General features: G+C 77.2%; 2 protein-coding genes. One reads left to right on the top strand and one right to left on the bottom strand.

From position 1 onward, the window contains the following. On the bottom strand, positions 1-514 hold a 514-nt coding region (locus VGB14_07765), incomplete at its 3' end, for a hypothetical protein (GenBank protein HEX9992805.1). A gap of 67 nt (positions 515-581) precedes the next feature. Between VGB14_07765 and VGB14_07760 the strand changes: the two genes are divergently transcribed. Then, positions 582-2,575 (top strand): heavy metal translocating P-type ATPase (locus VGB14_07760; GenBank protein ID HEX9992804.1); only part of this gene is annotated, 1,994 nt, incomplete at its 3' end.

Genomic DNA, 2,575 nt, shown 5'->3' with positions numbered 1-2,575 from the left:
CGACGACCCGCCAGCCTTCCTCGTCGCTGCCCTCGACCCGCATGGTGAGCGTCTGGCCCTCGCCCGACCAGGTGCACTCGGACGCCCCCTCGCCGGCCTCCGTGCACCCGTCCTCGGTGGCCTCGGCGAACGGCGCCGCGTCCTCGGCGAAGATGGCGTCGACCGCCGACTGCTCGGCGAAGTCCGGCGCGGCGGACTCGTCGCCCGCCTGCCACGCGCCGAACAGGCCGCCCGAGGCGTCCTCGGGGTTGTCGGCGACCCCGGCCGGCTCGGTGGTCGACGACGACGTGCCCGACGGGAGCGTGGTGCTGCTGCCGCCGCCGTCGGTCGTCTCGGTGGTGGTGCTGCCGCCCTCGTCGGTGCTGTCGGTGTTGCCGCCGACGGCCTCGCTCGTGGTGCTGGCCTCGGTGGTGACCGTCGTGCCCGTCTCGGCGACGGTGGCAGGCTCCTCGGCGCAGGCCGCCAGCCCGGTCAGGGCGAGCGCGGCGAGGCAGGCAGCGAGCGTTCGGCGCATGGCCGGCATCGTAGAAGGGGCCGGGCCGGGGTGTGGCCACATACCCCCTCGGGGTACAGTGGCAGGGATGCGAGCCCGCACCGACCTGCCCGTCGAGGGGATGACGTGCGCGGCCTGCGCCACCCGCATCGGCAAGGGCCTGCGCAAGCTGCCCGGCGTCGAGTGGGCCGACGTCAACCTGGCCGCCAACCGGGCGACCGTCGTCCACGACGCCGCCGTCAGCCGGGACGACCTCCGGGCCGTCGTCGAGCGCCTCGGCTACGCCGTGCCCGAGCACGACGACCCGGCCGAGGCCCAGGCCAGGCACCTCGCCACCACCCGCCGCCGGCTCGTGGTCGCCGCCGTGCTGTCGGTCCCCGTCGTGCTCGTGTCGATGGTGCCGGGCCTCGCCTTCGACGGCTGGCCGTGGCTGGCGCTCGCGCTCGCCACCCCGGTGGTGTGGGTGAGCGGCTGGGGGTTCCACCGCGCCGCCGCCGTGAACCTCCGGCACCGCACGGCGACCATGGACTCCCTGGTCTCGCTGGGCACGCTGGCGGCCTGGGGCTGGTCGGCGGTGGCCGTGCTGTTCCTCGGGGCGGCCGAGCCCGAGCACCACGCCGGCGGGCACTTCGAGGCCGGCGGGCCGGACGTGTACTTCGAGACCGCCGCCGTCATCGTCACGCTCATCCTCGCCGGCCGGTTCCTCGAGGCCAGGGCCCGCACCCGCTCGGGCGACGCCATCCGGGCCCTCGCCACCCTCGGGGCCCGCACCGCGCTGCTGGAGGACGGCACCGAGGTGCCCGTCGACGCCCTCCGGGTCGGCATGCGGTTCCAGGTCCGGCCGGGCGAGAAGGTGGCGACCGACGGCCGCGTGGTCGACGGCCACTCCGCCGTCGACACCTCCCTCGTCACCGGCGAGCCCGTCCCCGTCGAGGTCGGGCCGGGCGACGAGGTGATCGGCGCCACCGTCAACAGCCACGGCCGCCTCGTCGTCGAGGCGACCCGGGTCGGGGCCGACACCGCCCTCGCCCAGATCGTGCGCCTCGTCGAGGAGGCCCAGGGGTCGACGGCCCCGGTCCAGCGCCTGGCCGACCGGGTGGCCGGCGTGTTCGTGCCGATCGTCCTCGCCGTCGCCGTCGCCACGGTGGCCGGCTGGCTGCTCACCGGGCACCCGGCCGACGACGCCTTCACGGCCGGCGTCGCCGTCCTCGTCGTCGCCTGCCCGTGCGCGCTCGGCCTGGCCACGCCCACGGCGATCATGGTCGGGACCGGCCGCGCCGCGCAGCTGGGCGTGATCATCAAGGGCGGCGAGGTGCTGGAGAGCACCCGGCAGGCGGACGTGGTCGTGCTGGACAAGACGGGCACGGTCACCGAGGGCCGCATGGAGCTGGTCGCGGCCGTGCCCGGGGCCGGCGTCGAGCCGTCCCGCCTGCTGCGGATGGCGGCGTCCGTCGAGGCGGCCAGCGAGCACCCGGTGGGGCGGGCCGTCGCCGGGGCGGCGGCCGACGTGGCCCCGGTGACCGGGTTCGAGAACCTGCCCGGCCGGGGCGTGCGGGGGACGGTCGACGGGGTGGAGGTGCTGGTCGGCCGGCGCAGCCTGTTCGCCACCGTCCCGCCCGACGGCGCGGCGGCCGCCGCCGACGCCGAGGCGGGGGGGCGAACGGCCGTGCTGGCCGGTTGGGACGGGGTGGCGAGGGGCGTGCTGGTCGTCGCCGACCGGGTGAAGCCGACGTCGGCGGCCGCCGTGCGGGCCCTGCGCGACCTCGGCCTCGACGTCGTCCTCCTCACCGGCGACAACCGCCGCACGGCCGAGGCGGTCGCCGCGGAGGTCGGGATCGGGCGGGTGCTGGCCGAGGTGCTCCCGGCGGAGAAGGTCGCCGAGGTCCGCCGGCTCCAGGCCGAGGGCCGGCGGGTGGCCATGGTGGGCGACGGGGTCAACGACGCGCCCGCCCTCGCCCAGGCCGACCTGGGCATCGCCGTCGGCACCGGGGCCGACGTGGCCATCGAGGCGTCCGACCTCACCGTCGTCAGCGGCGACCTGCGGGCCGTGGCCGACGCCATCGCCCTGTCCCGCCGCACCCT

This window comes from Acidimicrobiales bacterium (genome assembly GCA_036399815.1).
GTDB lineage: Bacteria > Actinomycetota > Acidimicrobiia > Acidimicrobiales > DASWMK01 > DASWMK01.
Note: the sequence above shows the minus strand (reverse complement) of the source record. Positions and strands in the feature narration are given on the sequence as shown.